The 24,794-nt window shown below is 40.2% G+C and carries 25 protein-coding genes; 18 read left to right on the top strand and 7 right to left on the bottom strand.

Translation table 11 applies throughout. From position 1 onward, the window contains the following. Positions 1-81: 81 nt before the first annotated feature. Positions 82-942, bottom strand: a complete 861-nt coding sequence (locus ACQKL0_RS05160) for a metallophosphoesterase (protein ID WP_427686510.1) — start codon at positions 940-942, stop codon at positions 82-84. Positions 943-1,102: 160 nt separating this feature from the next. Between ACQKL0_RS05160 and ACQKL0_RS05155 the strand changes: the two genes are divergently transcribed. From ACQKL0_RS05155 to ACQKL0_RS05140, 4 genes are all read left to right on the top strand, one after another. Next, positions 1,103-2,959: an SLC13 family permease gene (locus tag ACQKL0_RS05155; RefSeq protein WP_427686509.1), complete on the top strand. Its 1,857-nt coding sequence runs from the start codon at positions 1,103-1,105 to the stop codon at positions 2,957-2,959. Between the two features lie 200 nt (positions 2,960-3,159). Further along, positions 3,160-4,365, top strand: coding sequence for an EAL domain-containing protein (locus ACQKL0_RS05150; protein WP_402868016.1), 1,206 nt, complete (start codon positions 3,160-3,162; stop codon positions 4,363-4,365). A 72-nt stretch (positions 4,366-4,437) separates the two neighbouring features. Further along, positions 4,438-4,668, top strand: coding sequence for a hypothetical protein (locus ACQKL0_RS05145; RefSeq protein WP_402868018.1), 231 nt, complete (start codon positions 4,438-4,440; stop codon positions 4,666-4,668). 192 nt (positions 4,669-4,860) lie between these two features. Further along, positions 4,861-5,349 (top strand): DUF3993 domain-containing protein, encoded by a 489-nt coding sequence (locus ACQKL0_RS05140; protein WP_427686507.1) that lies wholly within the window; start codon positions 4,861-4,863, stop codon positions 5,347-5,349. Positions 5,350-5,426: 77 nt separating this feature from the next. On the opposite strand, the gene ACQKL0_RS05135 is transcribed toward ACQKL0_RS05140, so the two are convergent. Further along, on the bottom strand, positions 5,427-5,660 hold the full coding sequence (locus ACQKL0_RS05135) for a glutaredoxin family protein (protein WP_402868022.1): 234 nt from the start codon (positions 5,658-5,660) through the stop codon (positions 5,427-5,429). 53 nt (positions 5,661-5,713) lie between these two features. Further along, positions 5,714-6,691 (bottom strand): MBL fold metallo-hydrolase, encoded by a 978-nt coding sequence (locus ACQKL0_RS05130; protein ID WP_402987720.1) that lies wholly within the window; start codon positions 6,689-6,691, stop codon positions 5,714-5,716. A 183-nt stretch (positions 6,692-6,874) separates the two neighbouring features. Here ACQKL0_RS05130 and ACQKL0_RS05125 point away from each other — a divergent pair, with 183 nt between their 5' ends. From ACQKL0_RS05125 to ACQKL0_RS05090, 8 genes are all read left to right on the top strand, one after another. Continuing rightward, positions 6,875-7,114, top strand: a complete 240-nt coding sequence (locus ACQKL0_RS05125) for a YkuJ family protein (protein WP_402868027.1) — start codon at positions 6,875-6,877, stop codon at positions 7,112-7,114. Between the two features lie 131 nt (positions 7,115-7,245). Next, positions 7,246-7,392 (top strand): hypothetical protein, encoded by a 147-nt coding sequence (locus ACQKL0_RS05120; protein WP_402868029.1) that lies wholly within the window; start codon positions 7,246-7,248, stop codon positions 7,390-7,392. Positions 7,393-7,516: 124 nt separating this feature from the next. Beyond that, a complete protein-coding gene (gene cbpB / locus ACQKL0_RS05115; protein ID WP_402868031.1) occupies positions 7,517-7,957 on the top strand; it encodes a cyclic-di-AMP-binding protein CbpB in 441 nt (146 codons plus the stop codon). A gap of 91 nt (positions 7,958-8,048) precedes the next feature. Beyond that, positions 8,049-9,593, top strand: coding sequence for an MDR family MFS transporter (locus tag ACQKL0_RS05110; protein ID WP_402988018.1), 1,545 nt, complete (start codon positions 8,049-8,051; stop codon positions 9,591-9,593). 320 nt (positions 9,594-9,913) lie between these two features. Continuing rightward, positions 9,914-10,798, top strand: coding sequence for a LysR family transcriptional regulator (locus ACQKL0_RS05105; RefSeq protein ID WP_402868033.1), 885 nt, complete (start codon positions 9,914-9,916; stop codon positions 10,796-10,798). 127 nt (positions 10,799-10,925) lie between these two features. Next, positions 10,926-11,636, top strand: coding sequence for a 2,3,4,5-tetrahydropyridine-2,6-dicarboxylate N-acetyltransferase (gene dapD, locus ACQKL0_RS05100; protein ID WP_402868035.1), 711 nt, complete (start codon positions 10,926-10,928; stop codon positions 11,634-11,636). Between the two features lie 70 nt (positions 11,637-11,706). Then, on the top strand, positions 11,707-12,837 hold the full coding sequence (locus ACQKL0_RS05095; RefSeq protein WP_427686504.1) for an N-acetyldiaminopimelate deacetylase: 1,131 nt from the start codon (positions 11,707-11,709) through the stop codon (positions 12,835-12,837). A gap of 72 nt (positions 12,838-12,909) precedes the next feature. Beyond that, the gene (locus tag ACQKL0_RS05090) at positions 12,910-13,569 is read left to right on the top strand and encodes a potassium channel family protein (RefSeq protein ID WP_402868561.1); all 660 of its coding nucleotides are present in this window, start codon (positions 12,910-12,912) and stop codon (positions 13,567-13,569) included. An 84-nt stretch (positions 13,570-13,653) separates the two neighbouring features. Here the strand turns inward: ACQKL0_RS05090 and rnjA are convergent, their stop codons facing one another. After that, entirely contained in the window at positions 13,654-15,324 is a 1,671-nt protein-coding gene (gene rnjA / locus ACQKL0_RS05085; protein WP_402868038.1) for a ribonuclease J1, read from the bottom strand. Positions 15,325-15,327: 3 nt separating this feature from the next. Next, the gene (locus tag ACQKL0_RS05080; RefSeq protein WP_402868040.1) at positions 15,328-15,540 is read right to left on the bottom strand and encodes a DNA-dependent RNA polymerase subunit epsilon; all 213 of its coding nucleotides are present in this window, start codon (positions 15,538-15,540) and stop codon (positions 15,328-15,330) included. Between the two features lie 894 nt (positions 15,541-16,434). Here ACQKL0_RS05080 and ACQKL0_RS05075 point away from each other — a divergent pair. Further along, positions 16,435-17,202, top strand: coding sequence for a Cof-type HAD-IIB family hydrolase (locus ACQKL0_RS05075; protein WP_402868042.1), 768 nt, complete (start codon positions 16,435-16,437; stop codon positions 17,200-17,202). A 72-nt stretch (positions 17,203-17,274) separates the two neighbouring features. On the opposite strand, the gene def is transcribed toward ACQKL0_RS05075, so the two are convergent. Both def and ACQKL0_RS05065 read right to left on the bottom strand, forming a co-directional pair. After that, on the bottom strand, positions 17,275-17,829 hold the full coding sequence (def, locus tag ACQKL0_RS05070) for a peptide deformylase (RefSeq protein ID WP_427686502.1): 555 nt from the start codon (positions 17,827-17,829) through the stop codon (positions 17,275-17,277). 223 nt (positions 17,830-18,052) lie between these two features. After that, positions 18,053-18,223, bottom strand: coding sequence for a YjcZ family sporulation protein (locus ACQKL0_RS05065; RefSeq protein ID WP_402956130.1), 171 nt, complete (start codon positions 18,221-18,223; stop codon positions 18,053-18,055). 216 nt (positions 18,224-18,439) lie between these two features. Between ACQKL0_RS05065 and ACQKL0_RS05060 the strand changes: the two genes are divergently transcribed. The 5 genes from ACQKL0_RS05060 to lpdA all read left to right on the top strand — a co-directional run bounded on the left by ACQKL0_RS05060 (position 18,440) and on the right by lpdA (position 24,755). Further along, on the top strand, positions 18,440-19,105 hold the full coding sequence (locus tag ACQKL0_RS05060) for a YkyA family protein (protein WP_427686501.1): 666 nt from the start codon (positions 18,440-18,442) through the stop codon (positions 19,103-19,105). 633 nt (positions 19,106-19,738) lie between these two features. Further along, the gene (gene pdhA, locus ACQKL0_RS05055; protein ID WP_402956135.1) at positions 19,739-20,854 is read left to right on the top strand and encodes a pyruvate dehydrogenase (acetyl-transferring) E1 component subunit alpha; all 1,116 of its coding nucleotides are present in this window, start codon (positions 19,739-19,741) and stop codon (positions 20,852-20,854) included. Positions 20,855-20,857: 3 nt separating this feature from the next. After that, the gene (locus tag ACQKL0_RS05050; protein ID WP_402956137.1) at positions 20,858-21,835 is read left to right on the top strand and encodes an alpha-ketoacid dehydrogenase subunit beta; all 978 of its coding nucleotides are present in this window, start codon (positions 20,858-20,860) and stop codon (positions 21,833-21,835) included. 121 nt (positions 21,836-21,956) lie between these two features. After that, positions 21,957-23,339, top strand: a complete 1,383-nt coding sequence (locus ACQKL0_RS05045) for a dihydrolipoamide acetyltransferase family protein (protein WP_402956139.1) — start codon at positions 21,957-21,959, stop codon at positions 23,337-23,339. 3 nt (positions 23,340-23,342) lie between these two features. Next, entirely contained in the window at positions 23,343-24,755 is a 1,413-nt protein-coding gene (gene lpdA, locus ACQKL0_RS05040) for a dihydrolipoyl dehydrogenase (RefSeq protein ID WP_402987728.1), read from the top strand. The last annotated feature ends 39 nt before the right edge of the window (positions 24,756-24,794 follow it).

Below are 24,794 nucleotides of genomic sequence, written 5' to 3'. Positions count from 1 at the left end.
CTAATGCTATAATTCACTACATAGGAATTTTCACGCACAGGCTTTGTTAATGAGTCTGGCGATTTTCCCCTGTATTTCTTGTTATTCTGCTCTTAGTTCATAAATGGTCAATTCAGGGCGCGATAAAAAGCGATAAGGAAGTCGGGTTGTGCCAAGACCTCGGTTAACATGTAGAGTCAAGGAACCAAGATCAAAGGTCCCCTCCGTATACTTTTCGGCATATGGGGGAGTGACAAGGGCACCAATCAAAGGAATTTGAACTTGCCCGCCGTGACTGTGCCCGCTAATCTGATAGTGGATATCATAAGTGCTAGATATATCTGCCAGGTCTGGAGCATGGGAGAGCATAATGGTGAATCCCCCTTTTGGTATACCTGAGAGAGCCTTTTCAAAGTCAGGTTTTCCGAGCATCGCATCATCCACACCAGTTAGGAATATTTCTTCTGCTGAAAGTAATGAAACCCGGGCGGAATTATTTTGCAACATGGTGAAATTCGATTTTTCCATGATATCTCGATATATCTCGGAGCCATACCCACCGTGATCATGGTTACCGAAAATGCTGAACTTGCCCAAGGGCGCTTTAAGTTGATTCAACACAGGTGGGATTTCATTTTGAGCATTATATTTATTGGGCTCGTCCATCAAATCACCGGTAAATAAAACAATATCCGGATCCATTTGGTTTATCTTCTCGACAATCGCTTGCAAGTCACTAAGCTGAAATTGAAAGCCTAAGTGGGTATCGCTGAACTGTATCATTTTCATACCATCAAAACCTTTAGGAATAAGAGGGTGGCTGATAAAATTGTGCTTTATTTCTAACCACTTTGGCTCTAAGTTATGGGCGTAATATCCGCCCCCAACGCTTAAACCAGTTACAGTCGCCAGCGTACGCAGGCTATTTTTTATAAATGTTCTTCGGGAAATACTTTTACTCAAATTAATCAACCTATCTACATTAAGAATGTTACTTCCTCATATTAACAAACAATGTACATAATTAGAAGAAATCTCTTCTATAGGCAAAGGGAAACCTAGTTTATTGGAGTCGAATGGTTAATATCCAGTTTAAAACTGACATTTACACGGAGGTAGCATGATGACCGAACCAATGTTTATTACACTGATTATACTTCTATGCGCGTTCGCGCTTTTTATACAAGGTAAATTTCGTGCGGATTTAATCGCTCTTTGTGCCCTTGCTGTTCTGGGGCTGACTGGCATACTTACATTTAATGAACTGGTGGCGGGGTTTGCCAATCCCGTAGTGATTATGCTAGCGGCCCTATATATCGTCGGGGCAGGATTATTCAATACTGGAATCATAGAAAAGATAGGAAACAAATTGCTTAACTATTGTGGTGGGAATGAGTGGAAGTCACTATTGATCGTCATGGTAACGGCAGGCCTATTAAGTGCACTATTAAGCGGTACCGGTATTGTTGCCATTTTGCTTCCACTTGTAATGAGCATGGCTTTGCAACAAAAAACAAGTCCGACCCGTTATTTATTGCCACTGGCCTATGCATGCAGTATTGGCGGACTCATTACACTAACCGGTACCCCGTCAAATATGATTGTAGCCAATGTATTGAGGGAAAATGGGTTAGAGACATTTTCTTTCTTTGATTTCGCACCAATCGGTTTGATTGCATTTATAGCTGGGCTTTTCTTCATGCTCACACTGGGACGTTTGCTATTACCGGAAAAAACAATTGCAGCCAATAATAGTGTGAAGGGCTTATCCGCGGGGGAACTGGCTGGGATGTACAAAGTGTATGATCTTTTGCATTACCTACACATTCCTGCTTCATCGGATATTGTCGGAGAAAGGCTATCCGACCTTCAGCTTCCCATTCAATATGAATTGACATTAATTGAAATTCAGCGGAAATCCAAAGACAAGCAGTTGCCGTTGCTTCAAAAGCAACAAACGATATCTGCCAGGGCCAATGAGGTACTGCATCCGGATGACATCATTTTGGTTTTTGGTGAAGAAGACGCCGTTCAGAGATTAGCGGAGCACTATGAATTGGAATTCAAACACTTTAATACGGAACAAATTAAGAAACATTTCCTTAGCAGTAAATTTGGTTTGACGGAAATATTGATCGTCCCGAACTCGGACTATGAAAATCAAACTCTTATTGATGTTCATTTTCGTGAAAAATACCAATGTAACGTGCTTGCAATCAATAGGAATGGTGAATATATCCAGGCGGATGTCGGAACAGAGCGTTTGAAACCTGGCGATGCGATATTGATTCACGGTGAGTGGGAGAATATCGAGAGAATTTCTTCCGATCTAGAGGATGTGATAGTGATAGGTACAACCTCAGAAGAAAGTTCCGCTGTGGATTCAAAATCCAAAACGTGGATTGCCTTGACCATAATGGGCATAATGATCGTTCTATTATCGATTGCTTCAATTCCTCCTGCTTTGTCGGTCCTTACCGCCGCCTTGCTGATGATCGTAACTGGCTGTGTCCGTTCCATGGAAGATGCCTATCAAAAGATAAATTGGGAACCTATCCTATTGATTGCGGCCATGCTGGGGCTGACCGCTGCTTTTGATGATACAGGTGGTGTCAGGATGATAAGTGATTGGATGGCTTTATTATTCAATAATATTGGTGCACATGGATTATTGGCGGTCTTTTATCTCTTGACCCTGATCCTGAGCCAATTCATCCCGTATGGGGCAGCTACAGTCGTTATGACGCCCCTGGCATTAACCTCGGCAGTCAATCAGGGAATCGATCCCGTTCCGGTTTTCCTCTCACTGGCGGTCGCAGGAAGCCTGGCCTTGGCGACACCAAGAGTGGCGACTACAAATGCGTTGGTCATGACTGCGGGCGATTATAAATATGAAGATTTCACCGTCATAGGCATTGCGACACAAATCTTCATCGGTGTCATCGTGGTCATAACGATTCCATTGTTCTTCCCATTTTAATCGTGCATTAAAAAGGCCATTGTTCGATTTTAGAACAATGGCCTTTTACTATATCCGAGTAAAATAATAGAGATTCCTTCCTATATTTTTACCCATATAAAGGGTGAAAAGGGAGGATTGCGAAAGTTAGTATTATCAACGCCAACAACTAATGGTATAATTTTTGCATATTGATGTTTCGTAATTAGGGGGAATACATCATGGATGCAGAAAAAATATTAAAGAATTTAGACAGGGTAACACCTTTTTTTCAACCCATTTTCAGTGCAGATCAACATCAGGTCATCGGGTATGAAATACTAGGGCGCTATGAGGAAAAGGGCGAATATGAAAGTCTTGGTACTTTTTTTCACGATTCTTCCGTGCCTGAAGAATATCGGATAGAAGTGGATAATTATGTGTTGGAAATAGCTCTCGAACGAATAAGGGATTATGGTGAGGATTTTCTCATTTTTATTAATCGCGATCCCAATTTGCTTATGCTCGATCATGGCGAAGAATTTATGGAAATTCTCCATCGTCACTTTCAACCGGAGGAAATGAATAGAATCGTTCTTGAACTATCGGATACGATCAGCCCGGAAAACTACGAACCATTACAACATGTACTCGCCTATTTTAAAACATACGGCATTAAAATAGCATTTGATCATCTTGGGGAAGATAGTCAACTCGATCATATTGCTCAGATTTCTCCGAATATTTTAAAAGTGAATTTGAATCAACTTCGAATATCAGGGGGAGACGCATACCAGGTCATTCTCTTCTCGCTCAGTATGCTAGCACGTAGGATAGGGGCCAATTTACTGTTTGAAAATATCGAGTCTGAGTACCAGCTCCGTTTCGCTTGGAAGAATGGGGGGCGTTATTATCAGGGGTATTTCTTAGCAAAACCTGACGGGGAATTTATTGATAAAGATTTACTTCGAGAAAAATTTCATCAGGAATGCCAATCTTTCATATCTCTGGAAACAAAAAAGATGGAAGCCGTTTATCAAAAAACCCTGCAGTTTAATGAAGGGATGCAAGATTTCATCAAACAACAAAAAGGAAAAGGTTCGCATGAGGAATTCCTCGGAATCCTGGCGAAAAAATTGGATTCAGTATGTTTTCGGTTATATATTTGTGATGAAGAAGGGTATCAGAAATCGCCTAATATTCTTCATAAAGACGGACAATGGGTGGTCCAACCTAAATATATGAATCATAATTGGAGCTGGCGCCCTTATTTCCTTGAAAATATCGTTAAAATGCGCAATGAAAAAAAAGGCATTTTATCTGATCTGTACAGTGATATCGAAACGGGGGAGACGATTAGAACCTTTTCATATCCGCTGAATAATAAAGAATATATTTTCTTTGATTTGTCCTATAGCTTCCTCTATGAAAACGAAGCCTTGTTATAAAAGCGGATGCAGGTATAATATTGTTCAAAATGTGTAACGATAAGCAAAAATAATGCTTGGAGGAGACATATTTTGAGTACATATATTTGGATTCTACTCATTGTCGTAATCATCATGTCGATATATTTACTCTTTTATACCTATTCTGTTGCAAAAGGGCAGAAAGCGGTCAAAGGGAAGTACGATTCGTCTCTCGATGATTCAGTAAAAGAGCATCCATATTTGTGGAATCCGATTTTTATTTCTTTATTGGTTGCAACGGTCTTGATTGCTGGTTTCATTTTTTATTATGCATTTAAATAATTCATAAGAAGGAAGATTTCGGAAAGTGTGAAATCTTCTTTTTTTATGGAATAGCGAGAAGAAAACTACCAATATTCGGGTAGTTTTCCAATATGGTATTTTTTTCAGTTTGGTCTTATCCATGGCGGGTAAGGAAAAGTATAGACAAAAACCGGTATGATTCGGATATTATACTACCTAGGAGATGAAACTATGAAAAAATATTTAGTTGCTTGCGTCGTTAGTGCTCTTCTTTTAATCGGAGGCTTACCTGTTACTGCAGAAGAAGGCATACATAGGGAACAAGTATTTTCGTTAATGCAGGAAGCATTAAATGATCAAGGTTCACTCAGTGAGGAAATAAGAACGGAGAAAGACATTAAAGGAAAACTGAATGATCACTTCACGGAAGAGTTCATAGATAAGTTTTATAAAGCCAATGTCGTGCAAGTCGAGGGAGGTTATATGGCCTTCGGTTCGGATTTCGCACCCTATTATATTCCTTTCTTTAGCTATGATGATCATACAGAAGTAATCTATGGGGAAAACTTGGACTACATGTATGTACAAGAGTCATTTGAGGCATCAGAAGGGGGCCCGAAACATGTAGAGACAGTTACCTTGAAAAAAGAAAATGACGTCTGGAAGGTTGCCGACGTTTCATATGAAAGCGCAAATCAAAAAGAACAGGCAGATAAGTAATATAGTTGATTGGATAATCGAATATCCAGCATGAAAAAAGTCTAAAGAAGGATGATCTTCTTTAGACTTTTTTAAAATTAAAGATTCAATTCCTTTTCAATGGCATCGATATTAAAACCAATGATGGCTTTTCCATCGATGACTACTGTAGGTGTGGAATATGATCCATATTTATTAGTTAATTCTTTGCGGGCATGCCCATCTGCTTTAATATCTTTTTCCTTATATTCGATATTGTTATCATCCAGAAACAATTTCGTTATCTTGCAGGGAGGGCATTCGGGTTGTGTATATAGGGTAATGTCTTTCATGATTTCCTCCAAATAATCTTTAATTGAGTTCTTATTCATTATAAAGAATGGCACTACTTTTGGATAGGATTATATCCTGGGTTATCACGTTTGACCAAATAGTCGATTAACCCCATGGAACAGACTTCCAGGTCCATCCTAATAATCTCGAACACGGGATGGTCCCCCGTTATGCCCATTGATGCAAGGTGGGTGGTGACTTTATCGAAAATCATTTCTATAGTTGCATCGACTTGTTCCTTGAACGTTTTGTATTCGTTGAAGGCAGTTTCAGCTGTTTGAACGAAAATGGGCAACCAGTAACGCAATTGTTTATATACTTCCGTTGGATTATCCGAAACGCCGTAATGGCCAAAATATATCCGATTCACATCCAAACTTTCATACAAATCCGCAGCGGCAAGCATCGCTATGGGATTAAATTGATTAGGTGATGTAGAAGGTAAATATAATTCGATGCCATCTGGTTCAAGTTCACGATAGTACACACCGACCGTATCACCGGAAAACATTCCTTTTGAAACTGAATCGTATATGCTGAGATGGTGGTTTGCGTGGCCTGGGGTATCATAAAAGGTCAAGGTACAGTTGTCGCTCGTTTCAAGGGATTCCTTGTTTCCCTTAATAATGATTTTTTCGTGCGGAACTGGAAGGATGGGGTTGAAAAGTTTGTCGAAATCCGCACCGTAGACCTCTTTTGCCCCTGCAACCAATCGCGTTGGATCTTCAAGATGGCGCGCACCTTTTGGATGGACAACCACTTTTGCGTTCGGGCAATGCTGTAAAAAAAGGCCAACCCCCCCTGCATGGTCCAAATGAATATGGGTTAGAATGATATATGTAATGTCTTCTAAAGCTATCCCCAGCGCTTGCAACCCCTTGAGTACATGAGGGATGGAGGGGCTGGCGGATGTCTCAACTAAAGTAATGACCCTATCGGCCATTACATACGTACCAGTTCGGTTCTCCCTACCTAGATCAAAACCGTCAATGAGAGAAACACGATAACCGAGATCACTAACCTTAACCAATAAAATGCACCTCCGGAAAATTTTTTGTGTACAAAATTCATTCCTTATTTTATTCTGATAATAGTAGCATGTAAAGAATGAAGGTTTTAATTATTCTGAATTTATTTCAGCGTGGCTACTGTATAGAAAAGTATGGTATAGTGAAACCTATCGAAAAGGTTTTATTCAGAAAGGAGAGGGAGTATGTCTCAATTACAGGGCATTCTTACCAGATTGAAAAGTCTTCAAGAGCAAGCAAAGGAATCTGAATCTGCTCAGCGTTTTTTTGAAATAGATGGTGTGAAAAAATGCCAGGTTACATATTTCAGCAAAACAGAAATGTTCGAGCTTGAAGTATACAGTGATAAAGGGAAATCATCAAAATATCAATTCGATAATGTTGATATGATTACCATTGAAATCTTTGATCTTCTTCAATCTTAATTTAATTTGTAAAAGCTGCATTCCATTAGGAAAGCAGCTTTTTTATTTTGTTTATTAGTGTGATTTAGGGAGCCAGGTGGTTTGAATGAATACAATGACTTTATGACACATTATAAAGAGGAGGGATGAAGATGAAAAAACCAAAAGCGATATGCCCTGTTTGTTCCGATGAGAGGATATTAGAGGATGTTTTAACCGCCCAGTCCAATCAAAATGTTATTTATCGATGCCCTGAATGTGGTTATGAAAAAGGTGATATCAAAACAAGCAAGGGGTAATCGACCTTTTAAAAGGTCCCTTTTTTTGGAATTGAAGGGGTGTTTGATTGGGCCTTTTCTGCGTGTTTATGTTAAACTAGAATAAGGGATATATATATAAAAACATATGGTAAGGGGTTTTAACATGATCGGTACTCATGATGGGGATTTATTGGAATCCAGCGTGAAAGACTTAATGATTTCTTCTGAACGCGTGGCCCACGTGCAGGTAACCAATAATTTAGAACATGCGCTTTTGGTATTAACGAAGAGCGGTTATACGGCCATTCCTGTGTTAGATCCAATGTACAAACTGCATGGCTTAATCAGCACACCAGTCATTCTCGACTCTATCTTGGGACTTGAGAGAATTGAATTTGATAATCTGGAGAATAAAAAAGTTTCCGAAATTATGAATATAGATATACCTCGTCTGAATATAGACGATCCATTGATAAAAGGGGTAGAAATGTTAATTGATCATCCATTTGTCTGTGTTGAGAATGACGAACATCTATTTGAAGGCATTCTTACGAGAAGGGCGATTTTGAAGAAAGTCTTTAAAGAACAATTGTTGCCTGAATGAGGAAATATCCATAGTAAATGAACAGTTTACCTCAGACTCGCCAAGTGGCGAGTTTTCTTATTCTACATAAATCACTAAAAATGGGTTAACCATAGATATCATATTAGTTGAGAGGATGCGTAACTTGGTACAAGCAATAAATACTTCGAACGGTCAAAACTTAAAATTAAAGCGGCCATTCATCCTTGCGGCGATCATGATGGCGATGTTCATGAATGCAATTGAAGGTACCATTGTGTCGACGGCCATGCCTGCCATTGTCAGTGACCTGGGTGGCTTTTCATTATATAGCTGGGTTTTTTCCGGCTATTTACTTATGAATGCCGTGACGGTCTTGATATATGGAAAGTTATCCGACATAGTCGGTCGAAAGCCTGTTCTTTTATTTGGCATTATCGTCTTCCTGATTGGTTCGGTTCTATGTGGCTTTGCTGACTCGATGACGGAGCTCATATTTTATCGATTTCTGCAGGGGTTTGGTGCCGGGGCGGTCGCGCCAGTAGCCTCAACCATTGTCGGGGACATTTATAAGAATGAAGAGAGGGCCCGCATCCAAGGATACCTCTCAAGCGTATGGGGTATTTCTGCTGTCATGGGACCGGCATTGGGCGGGTTGATTGTCGAGTCTCTTTCTTGGAGACTTGTATTCTGGATCAACATTCCCCTGGGTTTACTATCATTTGTTGGAATCTGGATGTTCCTTCATGAAAATATTGAAAAGAAAAAACGTGATATTGACTATATAGGGGCGGCATTGTTAACTTTATCGATATCAACCTTGATGGTGGTCCTTGTCCAAGGTGGAGTAAAATGGTCCTGGGCTTCTACTCCAGCCATTTCACTTGTTGGAATTGCCGTCGTTTCGTTTGTTTTATTCATCGTTCAGGAAAAAAGGGCTTCCGAGCCAATGATGCCATTTGAAATATGGAAAGAGCGCTCAATTTTAATAGCGAACCTTGTTTCCCTGACAACAGGGGTGATGATGATTGGGTTGTCGAGTTTCCTTCCAACGTTTGTTCAAGGGGTAATGGAACGCTCACCGACAGTTGCAGGTTTTACACTGACTGCCATGTCCATTGGTTGGCCAATTGCTTCGGTTTTTGCTGGTAGACTCTTGTTAAAAATAGGGTTTAAGGCTACATCACTCCTTGGTGGGGTTTCTTTGATTCTTGGAAGCGCGATTTTAGTTTTGATGAAGCCAGAAGCTGGTCCACTTATTGCAGCAATGGGATCTTTCTTTGTTGGGGTGGGGATGGGTTTGACATCGACATCTTTCATCGTCGTCATACAAAAGACGGTCAGTTGGGAACGCCGGGGGATTGCAACTGCCTCGAATATGTTCATGCGGAATCTTGGGAATACTGTGGGAGCCGCTTTACTCGGGGGAGTCATGAATACAAGGCTGCAAGCCTATTTGAATGAACATGCAGCAGTTGAATCAAAAGTGACGATTGACACAGCCAATAAATTATTGGATAGTGAAGAGCGTGCTATGCTGCCTAAAGATGTAGTAGAGGTATTACAGGAAGGACTTACGACGTCCCTGCACACCATTTATCTCATCGTCCTACTTTTTGCCGTTATCAGTCTAGTGACTCTGACAAGACTAAAGAGAAGGGAAAAGGGAACTGAATAGTTAGAAAGAAGAGGCAATCTACACATGGGTTGCCTCTTTTTTTGGATGCTCAAGGTCATGCCTACACGAGTGACAAGATGAATCACTGAGGCGTTGGTCACGCCATGTAAAATGAATTTGAACTGTTGGGTGGGGGGGTTCTTTCGAGAATTTAGATCATGGCACTCTAGACGCCGCAAACCCGATGATGAGCAATAAAACATCATCATGAGTATCATTCCATTTCTTTTCTCTTGTAATATAGGTGATCTTTGTTGATAATTAAATTTATATAAAATGAATCAATGTGATAAGAATTAATTATCAAGAGGTTGGTGTGTATGTCTTTTTCAGAATATCATTTATTATCCGTTTTGGCCCAGGAGATGAATATGAGGAAAGCTGCGGAGCGTTTATTCGTTTCCCAGCCTGCGCTTTCACAACGTCTGCAAACAATAGAGAAGGATTGGGGATCAAAGTTGTTCCTGCGTTCGCAAAAAGGGCTTTCCTTGACACCTGCTGGTGAAGCGGTCATTCGATTGGCTAATGATATATTGGCCAAGGAAGAAACGGTGAGGGAAAGTATCCAGGCAATGGATCATGAAGTATATGGTACCTTGAAAATTGCTTGTGCTTCAATAGTCGGACAGAACTGGTTACCACAAGTTTTGAAAAAGTTCGTACAAAAATATCCCTATGCCAAAATTTCTTTAATCACTGGCTGGAGCAGTGAAATTTTAAAGTCCTTATATGAGGGGCAGGTACATATCGGCATCATCCGTGGGGCACCAGATTGGAAAGGCGTAAAACAGCATTTGTTTACGGATATGCTTTACCTGGTGGACACAGAGATGAAGGAACTGGACCAGGTATTCGAAACGGATCGCCCTTTTATCCAGTTTAAAAGTGATTCGAATTATTATCAGGAAATACAGGATTGGTGGCATCGTCAATTCAAGACCACCCCTAAAAATACGATAGTCGTCGATCAAATTGAAACATGTAAGCAAATGGTATTCAATGGGATTGGCTATGCGATCCTACCTGCCATCACTTTACATGATAAAGACACGAATATCTTTAAGATTCCCCTCTTGGATGGACAAAACCATTCAATCGAACGGGATACATGGCTTTGTGGATATGAATCTGCTTTTCAGCTTAAACAGGTACAAGCCTTCACGGAAGTGGTCAAAGAACATATACGTGATCAAGGCATGTTGTGAGTCTTCGAAAGATGGTGTCACGCTAGTAAAAACCATTTATAAAAAGATATTCATTCCTTGTCTTGTAAGCTGTTGTCTGTTAAATTTAAAACGAGTAACGATACATAATTAGGAGGTTTTACCGAGCATGAACAAAATGGATGCAAATGAAATTATTTCTTTTATCTCCAATAGTAAAAAGTCAACACCAGTAAAGGTATATGTCAAAGGTGAATTAGATGGCGTAGATTTTGGCCCTGCTGCTAAAACTTTCATTACAGGCAACACCGGCGTTGTATTCGGTGAGTGGTCTGAAATTGAAACGGCTATCGAAACAGCTGGATCGAAGATTGAAGATTATGTGATTGAAAATGATCGTCGCAATTCTGCTATACCACTATTAGATTTAAAAGGCATCAAGGCCCGCATCGAGCCAGGTGCAGTGATTCGTGACCAAGTTTCAATTGGTGACAATGCGGTTATCATGATGGGAGCATCAATCAATATCGGTTCTGTTATTGGTGAAGGTACAATGATCGACATGAATGCAACTCTTGGAGGACGTGCAACAGTGGGCAAAAACTGTCATGTGGGGGCTGGAGCTGTCCTTGCTGGTGTCATTGAGCCACCTTCAGCAAAACCTGTCGTGTTGGAAGATGATGTGTTAATTGGTGCTAACGCAGTCGTTCTGGAAGGCGTTACAATCGGGAAAGGTTCAGTTGTTGCGGCAGGAGCCATCGTCACGAAAGATGTCCCTCCATACTCAGTGGCTGCTGGTATACCGGCTAAAGTCATTAAACAAATAGATGAAAAAACAAAATCAAAAACTGAAATCATGCAAGAGCTTCGTCAACTTTAATTCCAACCTGAAATATGTTCAAGAGCGTGGATACCTATATCCACGCTTTCTGTATAGGGAGTGAAAAAATATGGAACAGAGCCCGTTTGTTACGATACGGCGCGATTTACATCAAATACCGGAAATAGGTTTTCAAGAATTCAAGACGCAACAATATTTGCTTACATACATAATGAACTTGGCTTCAGAACGAATGGAAGTCGAAACTTGGAAAACAGGGATCTTCGTGAAAATCAAAGGAAATAATCCCAATAAGGTAATTGGCTACCGAGCTGATATCGATGGTTTGCCAATTATAGAAGAGACAGGATTGCCATTTGCCTCTACACATGACGACTATATGCATGCGTGTGGACATGATTTCCACATGAGCATAGGCCTCGGTCTACTGACACATTTTGTTGAATATCCAATCGATGATGACTTAGTATTCATTTTTCAACCGGCTGAGGAAGGGCCTGGCGGGGCTGAACCGATGTTGAAATCCGAGACTATGAAAAAATGGAAGCCTGACATGATACTTGCTCTCCATGTGGCACCTGAATACCCGGTTGGGACGATTGCGGTTAAAGAGGGGCTTTTATTTGCAAATACATCTGAACTATTCATCGATCTGGAAGGCAAGGGTGGACATGCAGCCTATCCGCACAATACTAATGATATGGTCATCACTGCCTGTTCACTTGTGGGACAATTGCAAACCATTGTTTCCCGTAATGTGAACCCATTGGATTCAGCGGTAATCACCATTGGAAAGATTACGGGAGGAACCGTTCAAAATATCATTGCGGAGAAGGCTCGTTTAGAAGGCACTATAAGGACCCTGGACCCTGAAACGATGGTTAAGGTTAAGTCACGGATCGAAGCCCTTGTAGAGGGCATTAAAGTAGGATATGAGTGTAAAACGACAATAGACTATGGCTGCATGTATCATCAAGTATATAATGATGAGAAGTTGACCAGTGAATTCATGGATTTCACCGAACAATCATCAGAGGTTCAATTGCATCGCTGTACAGAAGCGATGACGGGGGAAGACTTCGGTTATATGTTGAAGGAGATTCCGGGCTTCATGTTCTGGCTTGGTGTAGCATCCGATTATGGGTTGCATCATGCCAAGTTAATGCCCGATGAGAAAGCCATTCAACTTGCCATCGATCATTTAGCAAAGTATATAACGTATAAAGGTAAAAGAGCATAACAGTAGAGGGTATGACCATGGTAAATGATGATATATCCTGTAAGACGAATGGAAGAGTTTGGAGGGCTTACTGTGAAAAAGGAATTTGCAGTGATAGGGCTTGGCCGTTTTGGCGGCAGTATTGTTAGGACCTTGGCAGAAGAGGGAATGGGTGTGCTAGCCATCGATGTGGATGAAGACCGCGTTAATGAATATGCCAGAATAGCTTCGCATGCCGTCGTTGGAGATACGACTGATGAAAACGTACTTAGAAATATCGGTATCCGGAATTTTGAACACGTCATTGTCGCTATTGGGGAAAATATTCAGGCAAGCATTTTAACGACCCTCATGCTTAAAGAACTGGGTGTCAGCAATGTTACGGTCAAGGCCCAGAATGACTATCATGAGAAAGTGCTCCGAAAGATTGGAGCGGATTTCGTGGTTCATCCAGAACGGGATATGGGAAGGCGTATTGCCCATAACATCGGTTCTAATAACATCCTGGATTATCTTGAGCTTTCCGATGAACATTCCATTGTGGAAATCGTGGCAAGCCAAAAGATGAACGGAAAATCGATATTCGATCTAGACATCCGGGCCCACTACGGGTTGAATATTGTCGGGATTAAAAGAGAAAATGAAATTAATGTTTCGCCCCAGGCCAATGATTTGATCCATAAAGGGGATATCTTGATAGTCATTGGAGCCGATTCTGACATCAATCGGTTTGAAAAGAAAATCGTCGATTAAAAAAAGGAGGACCTGCCGATTTCTGCAGGTCCTCCTTTCCTTTAAACTAAAAAAAACCCCAGCCATTCGGCTGGGGTTTCTTAATTATTGTACCTCCATGATGATCGGAAGGATCATCGGGCGGCGTTTTGTTTTTTCATATAAGAATGGTGATAGAGTATCTGTAATCTCATTTTTGATTTCAGACCATTGAGTGGTCTTGCGCTCCATCACTTTATTCAGGTGCTTGGTGATGAGGGACTGAGCATCATTGATCAGGTCTCCAGATTCTCTCATGTAAACGAAACCACGTGAAATGATATCCGGACCGGAAGCGATTTTGAATTCCTTCATATTGATGCTGACAACGACAACAACAAGTCCTTCTTCGGAAAGGATTCTACGGTCACGTAAAACGATGTTCCCGATATCGCCGATGCCGCTTCCATCGATATAAACCGATCCAGAAGGGATTTTCCCGGCGATTTGAGCCGTATTTTCACTTAATGAAAGTACCTCACCATTATCCATGATAAAGCAATTTTCCTCAGGTACACCGCAATCCATTGCATGACCTGCATGAAGTTTTTGCATACGGTATTCACCATGAATCGGCATGAAGAATTTTGGCTTGATTAAACGAAGCATTAATTTTTGTTCCTGTTGACCGCCATGACCGGAAGTATGAATATTATTCAATGGACCGGAAATGACATCTGCGCCCGCACGATATAATTGGTTAATGGTTCTTGATACGCTGATCGTGTTACCTGGAATTGGTGAAGAAGAGAAAACGACAGTATCTCCAGGTATAATTTGAATTTGACGGTGAGTTCCGTTTGCAATTCTTGAAAGAGCTGCCATTGGTTCACCTTGGCTACCTGTACAAAGGATGGTCACCTTGTTTGCAGGCATCCGGTTCAATTGCTGTACATCGATAAATGTATCTTTAGGTGCAACGATATAACCAAGTTCTTGACCGATAGCGATAGCTGAATCCATACTACGTCCAAAGACGGCAATTTTACGGCCATTTTCAACAGCTGCTTCAACGACTTGTTGAAGGCGATGGATATTGGATGCAAAGGTTGCAAAGATGATTCGACCATCTACTTTACGGAAGATATCTTGAATCGTATCGCCTACGCGGCTCTCTGACATCGTAAAGTTCTGCACTTCACTATTCGTGCTGTCGGATAGTAAGCACAATACGCCTTCTTTTCCGATTTCGGCCATTTTTGTCAAATTGGCCGGTTCTCCTACAGGTGTAAAGTCGAATTTGAAATCACCAGTATGGACAATTTGTCCAGGAGGAGTTTTAACCACGATTCCGTAAGAATCCGGGATACTGTGAGTCGTACGGAAGAAAGAGACAGAAGTCTTCCGGAATTTGATGACTTCATCTTCACTGATTTCAATCATCGTTGTCTGGCGTAATAGACCATGTTCTTCCAATTTATTGCGAAGTAGTCCAAGTGCCAGCTTGCCGCCGTATACAGGGACATTCACTTTTCTTAGTAAATATGGAATTCCGCCAATGTGATCTTCATGACCATGTGTGATGAAGACACCTTTAATTTTATCTACATTTTTTTCTAAATAGCTGTAATCTGGTATCACATAGTCTATTCCGAGGAGTTCGTCTTCCGGGAATTTAATTCCCGCATCGATGACGATGATCTCATCTTGGAATTGAACAGCATATGTGTTCTTACCGATTTCGCCTAAACCGCCCAAGGCGAATACAGCAGTTTGATCGTTTTTCACAAATTTCATAAATTATCCTAGCTCCAATACTTTAAAATCTTCACTTTGTTTTTCGTATTCCAAATATGCGCCAGCTACTGGTGCTACTAACTCTACGTTATAAGGTTTTTCCTTTAGCTTTAAACGGACGTCGCGGACGGATTCACCTTCCACATACATCGTTTGCGTATTCTCCCTGATGGGAACCTCAGATATGGTTACTTGATAGTATACCTTAAAAACCATTTTAATCTCTCCTCACTTGTTTACATTGCTTTTTTCATTATATATAAAAACAACAATTTTTACATGTTTTTCAACATCATGGAAAAACAAACCCAACTTACCTTTTGGAAGAGGGGTTTTTATTTAACTTATTATACCAATACGGAATAGTATATAAAAATAAATAGCTGAATTCGTAGTTTAACCGACCTCTATCCTTTATCCTTTCCGTTTTTACTACATGTAAAACTTAATTGGATAAAGAAATGTTCCGGAATGGGCCTCTTTAAAAGGAACATCTATGTATTTAAAAAATAATCCTTCAATCAATGCTTGGTGAAATCGGTTTCTTGCTAAAAGAAAGGGGATCACCGATGTGTGAACCTGTGCAAAGATATGGATATTATAGTATGTACATGTAATCTTTCAAAGTAGGCTTAATAAGAACTGTACAACAAGGAAGAAGCCCTCCGCAAGTTTTTGAAGGGCTGTACAAAAAAATCTCGCAAATGGATGACGGCCATTGGCAGAATGAAAATGGCATCATGCGATTGATTTTTTTCTTAGAAGATCATTCCATTGTTTTACAAGCTTTTTACGAAGCTTCTTTAACATGGCGATCACGCTCCCTTAGTTATTATTGTATAGGATTATTCAATAAAGTAAATACGTCTTTACAGGTAAAAGGCTTATTTATGAAAAAAAGACCGTCATTTCTACCATATGCTTGGTTATCTTGGGAGAGGGCGAAGGGGGATTTAGATGTCTCATATATAATATATGCTGAACCACGAATGAAAAACCTGGATAAATGTGGTGTTTTGAAAAGGAGTTACTTGACTTATTTTAATGACAATTATTAAATGGGTACATATTAAAAAAAGGTAAACTGAATGAATTGGAAGTGAATAGTCAGTGAAAATCGTATTCTTTGATATTGATGGAACATTACTGGATCATGAAAAAAAATTACCGGCTTCAACAAAGAAAGCAGTGAAGCAACTGCAGGATAGCGGAGTCTTCGTAGCCATTGCGACGGGACGTGCACCATTCATGTTTGAAGACTTAAGAGAAGAACTTGGTATCGATACATTCGTTAGTTTTAATGGACAATATGTCGTTTTTGAAGGGGAAGTCATCTATAAGAACCCGTTGAATCTATCTGAAATCAGAAGGCTGCATAAGGCTGCGGAGGAAAATGAAGTGCCTATCGTATTCATGAATGAGGAAACGATGCAATCAAGCGTTCCGTATCATAATCGGATTGAAGAAGCCTTGAGCACTCTAAAATTCCCACATCCGGGGCATCAGGCGGATTTTTATGAAAATAATGACATTTATCAAGCCTTATTATTTTGCTCTGAGGATGAAGAATCGGAGTACGTGGGTATGTACGATAAATTTAACTTTATTAGATGGCATACCTATTCAACGGATGTTTTGCCTTTTGGGGGTTCAAAGGCTGAAGGGATAAAGACTTTGATGAAAAAGGTCGGATTTGACCTAGAGGATGTATATGCATTTGGAGATGGCTTAAATGATATAGAAATGCTTAAAGCTGTGGGGTATGGAGTGGCTATGGGCAACGCAGGACAGCTAGTCAAACAGGAAGCTGATTACGTGACAACGGACGTCGATAAGGACGGCATCCTCCATGGGCTAAAAGAACTTGAATTGATTTAATGTAAGGCAGGTAGCAAAGACCCCCACTTATATAAACAGTGGGGGTCTTTGCTGCCTTTACTGGGATGAAACTCATCTTTCAATTGGAATGTAAGTTTCTGGGACGTTGAAAGGATCATCATGATTGATGTGATCATAAAACATAATGCCATTTAAATGATCGATTTCATGTTGGAAGCAGATGGAGGCCAAACCTTTTAACCGGAGCTGAACATCTTCTCCTTCTATGTTTGTACCTGATACCTTTATACGGGCATAACGAGGTACATAACCAGAAATGGGCCGATTAACGGAGAGGCAGCCTTCGCCGGCGGTAAGATAGGACCTTTCAATGGAATGGCTTACGAGTTTTGGGTTGAATAGAGCATAGCTAATTAATTCGCCTTTTTCATTTTTAAGATGTACGGCGATCATGCGTTTGGATATATTCACCTGTGGTGCGGCCAAACCAATTCCTGCCCTCAAACCATATTTCAAAGCGATTTCAGTATCCTGGCTATTTTGTACATACTCCATTAAGTCGGCCAAGACCTTTTTGTCCTCTTCAGAAGCAGGTAGTAGAACTTCTTCAGCCACTTTCCTTAATATTGGATTGTCTTCTTCAACAAAATCATCCATTGTAAACAAGTTCTTTCACCCCACTAAGTTTCATAAATATATGTATGGGATTATTTTAACAAAAATATGCTCGGAAGTTAATATAAGAGACAATGATAGGGAAGAAGGACCATCCCTATCATTATATTATTTACGGCATTATAGTCTGTTTCTTTTTCATTTTCATTTATAATTTTCTTTAATAAGGGTATTTAGATGATATTTTGGGTAAAGGGAGAGGGTGATTATCTGTTTAGCATAAGCATGCGCCGACAATGATCAGTAGTATGAATAAGACTACGATTAAAGCGAAGCCGCCGCCGAAACCACAACCGCCACCGCCACCGCCGTAACCTCCATAACCATAACTTGGTGCAGCGGATACTGGATAACAACAATCTTGGGTGTAACCTCCATAATACATAATTATACCTCCGTTTTATATTTTGGGATTCAACCATCTTGATTTGAAATGGTTTAATACAGCCTATGCGGTAGGGGTTGAATCGTGTAGGCTCTAACCCAGACTTGAAAAATATCCTGTTTTCGGTAGTGGAACGCGTGTAGTGACTGCTATTAAATTCAGATGTGGGAATTTCTTAAAAACATCCTAATAGAAGGATCAGAGGGAGTGTTAGTTTTGAAGCTTTATCGTCTATACGTCGTTTTGTTAGTTTCTGTCATAATGATGACCGGATGTATGAATAGCGGTTCACCTGAGGAAAGAGTCGTTAAAATTCTAGACAAGACAGTTGAGAAAGAAAGTAATTTTACAGAGAAACAAGAGCCTTTAAATGATTTGGAAAAAGAAGAAAAAGAAATATATGAAAAGATCATCAAACTCGGGATGAAAGAGTATGACCAAATCGTGGAACTTTCCGACGAAGCATTAAAAAATATCGAAAAACGAGAAGAGTTAATTGAAAAAGAAAAAGATAGTATGGATGCCTCGAAAAAGCAATTCGACAAAATGGAAGGGCAAACTGATAAAATTGAAGATCAAAAGGTAAAAAAAGAAGCTGTCAAAATGGAAAAGACAATGAATGAACGATATGAAAAATATGAGGACGTATACAAAACCTATCAACAAAGCTTAGCGAATGATAAGCAACTATATGAACTATTCAAAAAAGAGGATTTAAAAATGGATGAACTCCAAAGTCAAATTGATAAAATTAATACAACATATGAAAAAGTTGTGAAAGCCAATGAGAAATTCAATGCAGTAACAACAAAATATAATCAAGAAAAAGATAGCTTTTATGAAACGGCAGGCATAAAAAAAACGGACTCTGACAAAGATTAAAGAAGAGGAATAAGGCTATGGGCATTGCTCATAGCCTTATGTGCGTTTGGGTAAGAAAATAAAATGATCAGATTTCCGTTAAAAAGTGAAAAAACTCAACGAAAATATTTACTGACCTGTACTAAGGGAAAATAAATAAAGAAATTCTAACAGTTGAGACGATTGAAAGCATATAAAGTTTTCTTACAATACTATTCAAAAGTTGGAAATGCCTTTAGATAAAGGTCATGATTGATTCTTTAGGAATAGGAGTTGAAGCGAAATACTATCCTTTGGCACCTTACGGGAGCTAAAAGTGGCAAAGCTTATAGTACAGATGTATAATGAAAACTATAACAGAGGGTCGATTAGTGGAAAATAAAACTAATAAAATTTTGAATGTAGGGAAGTATAAGTGATTGACTTGATGTTAATTCATCTTGTACACTAAATTTACCAAAGTTCTTGTATCATATTTCTTGATTATTTTATTGGTACAGCTTAAGATTAAGACATAAATACGATTCCCTTGTTTGAGAGATTATTCTTAAGGGGAAAATAAAACAATAAGTTCTTGAAGAAACTATAAGACAAATCATTTTGCTTTATAGAATAATAATTACTAACCTTTTTAATGAAAGGATGAGGTGCCAAATGGCTCAGAAAACTAAACAGGCTAAAATTAATGTTCAAGACCAGCTGAAAAAAGTTGAAGAACAATTTGAAATGTTTCAAATCTTAAATGAAGAGGGAGAAGTCGTGAACGAAGCGGCAATGCCTGACTTAAGTAATGAACAATTACAGGAATTGATGCGCCGTATGGTATATACACGGATATTGGATCAACGTTCTATTTCCCTTAACAGACAAGGAAGATTAGGTTTTTATGCGCCTACCGCAGGGCAGGAGGCCTCTCAGATAGCTTCTCAATTTGCTTTGGAGAAAGAGGACTTCATTCTTCCAGGGTATCGTGATGTTCCACAAATCGTTTGGCATGGCCTGCCACTTTGGCAAGCTTTCTTATTCTCAAGAGGACATTTTAAAGGGAATCAAATACCGGAAGATGTGAATGTCCTTTCACCACAGATCATTATCGGCGCCCAATATATTCAAGCTGCCGGCGTAGCACTTGGTCTTAAGAAGCGTGGTAAAAAAGCTGTCGCGATAACATATACGGGCGATGGAGGAACTTCACAAGGGGATTTCTATGAAGGAATCAACTTTGCCGGAGCATTTAAAGCGCCAGCTATATTCATTGTACAAAATAATAGGTTTGCAATCTCAACACCTGTCGATAAGCAGTCTGCAGCTAAAACATTGGCCCAAAAAGGGGTGGCTGCTGGTATTCCAGGCATTCAGGTAGACGGCATGGACGCATTAGCGGTTTATACTGCAGTGAAAGAAGCACGTGAGCGCGCCATAAATGGAGAAGGCCCAACACTGATTGAAACCTTGACTTACCGTTATGGACCTCACACTATGGCTGGGGATGATCCAACGCGTTACCGGACAACGGATTTGGATAATGAGTGGGAACAAAAGGATCCACTTGTTAGACTTCGGAAGTTCTTGGAAAATAAAGAGCTTTGGAATGAAGAATTAGAGAATGAAACGATAGAGAAAGCAAAAGAAGATATAAAAGAAGCAATCAAAAAGGCTGACGCAGAACCAAAACAAAAAGTGACAGACCTTATTTCAATCATGTTTGAAGAAATGCCTTACAACCTAAAAGAACAATATGAAATTTATAAAGAAAAGGAGTCGAAGTAAGCCATGGCTCAATTGACGATGATTCAAGCAATTACAGATGCATTACGTACAGAACTTAAAAATGATGAGAATGTACTCGTTTTTGGAGAAGATGTCGGCGTTAATGGAGGAGTGTTCCGGGCGACTGAAAATCTTCAAAAAGAGTTCGGTGAAGAACGTGTTTTCGATACACCCCTTGCAGAATCAGGCATCGGTGGATTGACAGTCGGTCTTTCCTTACAAGGTTTCCGCCCTGTTCCTGAATTACAATTCTTTGGATTCATTTATGAAGTAATGGATTCAGTCAGTGGACAGCTTGCTCGTATGCGTTACCGTTCAGGCGGTCGCTACAATGCACCGGTTACCATTCGTTCTCCATTTGGCGGTGGAGTTCATACTCCAGAAATGCATGCGGATAGTCTAGAAGGATTAATGGCTCAGCAACCTGGATTAAAGGTAGTTATTCCTTCCACTCCATACGATGCAAAAGGTTTGTTGATTTCAGCAATTCGCGACAACGATCCTGTCATCTTCCTTGAACACATGAAATTATATCGCTCTTTCCGTCAGGAAGTTCCTGAGGAAGAATATACGATTCCATTAGGAAAAGCAGATGTAAAACGAGAAGGAACGGACTTATCCATTATTACGTATGGTGCGATGGTGCAGGAATCCATCAAGGCTGCGGAAGAATTGGCTAAAGAAGGACATTCGGTAGAAGTGGTCGACCTTCGTACTGTTTCTCCATTGGATATTGATACGATTATTGCCTCTGTTGAAAAAACGGGACGGGCCATTGTCGTTCAAGAAGCCCAAAAACAAGCTGGTGTAGCAGCACATGTTGTAGCAGAAATTAACGAACGTGCTATTTTAAGTCTGGATGCTCCCGTTTTACGAGTGACGGCTGCCGATACAGTTTTCCCATTTTCTCAGGCTGAAACGGTATGGCTTCCAAATTATAAAGATATTATCGAAACAGCGACAAAAGTGTTGAAATTCTAATTACTTTTAATGAGAAGAATGAAAGTAAAGGCTTTGGAGAGTCTTTCTCATTAGTAGAAATACATGACAAAGGGCTTTATTCAAAGCCCTAAGTATGATTTAATATAGGAGGTTGAATTCAGTGGCATTCCAATTTAGACTCCCTGATATCGGAGAAGGTATACACGAAGGTGAAATAGTAAAATGGTTTGTTAAACCAGGAGATACGATTCAAGAAGATGACGTACTTTGTGAAGTTCAGAACGATAAAGCTGTAGTCGAAATTCCATCACCGGTGAAAGGTACCGTTGAAGAAATTCTTGTTCAAGAAGGAACGGTGGCTGTAGTCGGAGATGTACTTGTCACTTTTGATGCTCCTGGGTATGAAGATCTTCAGTTTAAAGGGGATCATGGGGAAGAAGCGAAAGCAGAAGGTGATAAAGATACTGAAGCTCAGGTTCAAGCTACTGCTGAAGGCGGACAGAAAGTCAATAAAGAAGCTGCACCGGTTCAGGAAAATAGTGAAGAAACGGGCGCAGGAGCTCAACCAAAGGCGGGATCTCAGCCACAGGTTGAAGCAGATCCTACACGACGTATCATTGCCATGCCTTCTGTTAGAAAGTATGCACGGGAACAAGGGGTAAATATTCGCGAGATTACTGGCTCAGGAGATAATGGCCGCGTCATGAAAGAAGATATAGATGCTTTCAAAAATGGCACATCCGCTTCAAAAGAACCAGCTCGTCAAAGTGATGATGCTTCACAACAAATAGATTCGGATACGAAAGAAGATAATACGAAAGTGGCAATTCCAGAAGGGCAATACCCTGAAACGCGCGAAAAAATGAGCGGCATGAGAAAAGCGATTGCCAAGGCAATGGTTAAGTCGAAACAGACGGCTCCTCATGTTACATTAATGGATGAAATTGATGTGACGATGCTAGTTGCCCATCGTAAGAAATTCAAGGATATTGCTGCAGAAAAAGGAATCAAGCTTACATTCCTACCTTATGTTGTTAAAGCCTTAACTAGTGCATTACGTGAATTTCCTATGCTTAATACATCATTTGATGATGAAACAAGTGAGATTATCCATAAACACTATTACAATATCGGAATTGCGGCAGATACAGAAAAAGGTCTGTTAGTTCCAGTTGTAAAAGATGCAGATCGAAAATCAACTTTTGCTATTTCACAAGAAATTAATGAATTAGCTGCGAAAGCTCGTGATGGTAAGTTGGCTTCCAATGAAATGAAAGGCGCTTCTTGCTCCATCACGAATATCGGTTCCGCAGGCGGTCAATGGTTCACACCTGTAATCAATCATCCAGAAGTTGCCATTCTAGGGATTGGACGCATTGCCGAAAAAGCAATTGTTCGCGACGGGGAAATTATCGCCGCTCCAGTTCTGGCATTATCACTTAGCTTTGATCACCGTATTATTGACGGGGCCACTGCTCAGCATGCATTAAATCACATCAAAAAGTTATTGAACGACCCAGAATTATTGTTAATGGAGGCGTAAACAATGGTAGTAGGAGATTTTCCGATCGAAACAGATACATTAGTAATAGGTTCAGGACCTGGGGGGTATGTTGCCGCAATTCGCGCAGCACAGCTTGGACAAAAAGTAACAGTTGTTGAAAAAGGATCAATTGGCGGAGTTTGTTTGAACGTAGGTTGTATCCCTTCAAAAGCGATGATCTCAGCAGGTCACCGTTTCCATAATGCTCAGCATTCAGAAGATATGGGGATCTTTGCGGAAAAGGTTTCTGTTGACTTTTCTAAAGTGCAAGCATGGAAACAATCTGTTGTAAATAAATTGACAGGTGGCGTAAGTAGCCTATTAAAAGGAAATAAAGTTGAGGTCGTGTCAGGAGAAGCTTACTTCGTAGATGAAAATAGCATCCGTGTCATGAATGAAGACTCAGCTCAAACATATACATTTAAAAACGCGATTATCGCAACTGGTTCTACACCAATCGAAATCCCGTCATTTAAATATACTAAACGTGTACTTAATTCTACTGGTGCTCTTGCTTTGGAAGAATTACCAGGTTCAATCGTCGTTATCGGCGGAGGGTACATTGGTACAGAGCTTAGCGGCGCATTAGCAAGCTTTGGAACGAAAGTAACGATCCTTGAAGGTACAGAAGAAATTCTTTCTGCAGGTTTTGAAAAACAAATGGCAGCCCTAGTTAAAAAGAACCTTAAAAACAAAGGTGCTGAAATTGTTACAAAAGCTCTTGCTAAAGGCGTGGAAGAAACTGAAACTGGCGTTACGGTTACTTATGAAGTAAAAGGCGAAGAGAAAAAAGTTGAAGCGGATTATGTGTTAGTGACAGTAGGTCGCCGTCCGAATACATCTGAAATCGGTCTTGAACAAGTCGGCATCAAAATGACGGACAGAGGCTTGATTGAAATTGATAAACAATGTCGTACAAATGTGAAAAACATTTACGCGATTGGTGATATCGTTTCTGGACCTCAATTAGCACATAAAGCTTCTTATGAAGGAAAAATCGCAGCGGAAGCTATCGCTGGCGAGTCTTCTGAAATTGACTACCTAGCGATTCCGGCTGTGGCATTCACTGAACCGGAACTTGCTTCTGTAGGTTATAATGAAAAAGACGCGAAAGAAGCAGGAATCGAAGCATTAGCTTCTAAATTCCCATTCGCTGCAAATGGACGTGCTCTTTCATTGAACAGCACGGACGGTTTTGTGAAGCTTATTACCCGTAAAGAAGACGGATTGGTAATTGGAGCACAAATCGCAGGACCAAACGCTTCTGATATGATTGCAGAACTTGGTTTAGCTATCGAGGCAGGAATGACTGCTGAAGATATCGCGATGACAATTCATGCGCATCCAACTTTAGGGGAAATCACAATGGAAGCTGCTGAAGTAGCCCTTGGAACTCCTATCCATATCATCAAATAATTGTTTTCCCAAAAAGCATACTGCCCTTCCTGGGCAGTG

The organism is Peribacillus sp. NPDC097264, assembly GCF_050277925.1.
Classification (GTDB): domain Bacteria; phylum Bacillota; class Bacilli; order Bacillales; family DSM-1321; genus Peribacillus.
This window is presented reverse-complemented; position numbering and strand designations above follow the sequence as displayed.

Excerpts from the sequence above, each read along its gene's own strand:
- ACQKL0_RS05155 (WP_427686509.1), top strand. The coding sequence starts at position 1,103 with ATGACCGAACCAATGTTTATTACACTGATTATACTTCTATGCGCGTTC.
- ACQKL0_RS05150 (WP_402868016.1), top strand. The coding sequence starts at position 3,160 with ATGGATGCAGAAAAAATATTAAAGAATTTAGACAGGGTAACACCTTTT.
- ACQKL0_RS05140 (WP_427686507.1), top strand. The coding sequence starts at position 4,861 with ATGAAAAAATATTTAGTTGCTTGCGTCGTTAGTGCTCTTCTTTTAATC.
- ACQKL0_RS05135 (WP_402868022.1), bottom strand. The coding sequence starts at position 5,660 with ATGAAAGACATTACCCTATATACACAACCCGAATGCCCTCCCTGCAAG.
- ACQKL0_RS05125 (WP_402868027.1), top strand. The coding sequence starts at position 6,875 with ATGTCTCAATTACAGGGCATTCTTACCAGATTGAAAAGTCTTCAAGAG.
- ACQKL0_RS05120 (WP_402868029.1), top strand. The coding sequence starts at position 7,246 with ATGAAAAAACCAAAAGCGATATGCCCTGTTTGTTCCGATGAGAGGATA.
- cbpB (WP_402868031.1), top strand. The coding sequence starts at position 7,517 with ATGATCGGTACTCATGATGGGGATTTATTGGAATCCAGCGTGAAAGAC.
- ACQKL0_RS05105 (WP_402868033.1), top strand. The coding sequence starts at position 9,914 with ATGTCTTTTTCAGAATATCATTTATTATCCGTTTTGGCCCAGGAGATG.
- dapD (WP_402868035.1), top strand. The coding sequence starts at position 10,926 with ATGAACAAAATGGATGCAAATGAAATTATTTCTTTTATCTCCAATAGT.
- ACQKL0_RS05095 (WP_427686504.1), top strand. The coding sequence starts at position 11,707 with ATGGAACAGAGCCCGTTTGTTACGATACGGCGCGATTTACATCAAATA.
- rnjA (WP_402868038.1), bottom strand. The coding sequence starts at position 15,324 with ATGAAATTTGTGAAAAACGATCAAACTGCTGTATTCGCCTTGGGCGGT.
- ACQKL0_RS05080 (WP_402868040.1), bottom strand. The coding sequence starts at position 15,540 with ATGGTTTTTAAGGTATACTATCAAGTAACCATATCTGAGGTTCCCATC.
- ACQKL0_RS05065 (WP_402956130.1), bottom strand. The coding sequence starts at position 18,223 with ATGTATTATGGAGGTTACACCCAAGATTGTTGTTATCCAGTATCCGCT.
- pdhA (WP_402956135.1), top strand. The coding sequence starts at position 19,739 with ATGGCTCAGAAAACTAAACAGGCTAAAATTAATGTTCAAGACCAGCTG.
- ACQKL0_RS05050 (WP_402956137.1), top strand. The coding sequence starts at position 20,858 with ATGGCTCAATTGACGATGATTCAAGCAATTACAGATGCATTACGTACA.
- lpdA (WP_402987728.1), top strand. The coding sequence starts at position 23,343 with ATGGTAGTAGGAGATTTTCCGATCGAAACAGATACATTAGTAATAGGT.